General features: G+C 68.4%; 1 pseudogene. It reads left to right on the plus strand.

Annotated elements, in window-relative coordinates:
- Positions 1-396, plus strand: a pseudogene (ntrC, locus tag FLO80_RS24135) (two-component system response regulator NtrC); the annotation flags it as partial.

Consider the following 396-nt stretch of genomic DNA (forward strand, 5'->3'; position numbering starts at 1 on the left):
TTCCTCGACGAGATCGGCGACATGCCGGCCGACACCCAGACCCGCCTGCTGCGCGTCCTGGCCGACGGCGAGTTCTACCGGGTCGGCGGGCACACGCCGGTGAAGGTCGACGTGCGGATCATCGCCGCCACCCACCAGAACCTGGAAAGCCTGGTGCGCGACGGCAAGTTCCGCGAGGACCTGTTCCATCGCCTGAACGTGATCCGCATCCACATCCCGCGGCTGGCCGACCGCCGCGAGGACATCCCGGCGCTGGCCCGGCACTTCCTCAGCCGCGCCGCCCAGGAGCTGGCGGTGGAACCCAAGCTGCTGAAGGCGGAAACCGAGGAGTACCTGAAGAACCTCGGCTGGCCGGGCAACGTCCGCCAACTGGAGAACACCTGTCGCTGGATCACC

This window comes from Aquicoccus porphyridii, from assembly GCF_008369105.1.
Lineage (GTDB): Bacteria > Pseudomonadota > Alphaproteobacteria > Rhodobacterales > Rhodobacteraceae > Aquicoccus > Aquicoccus porphyridii.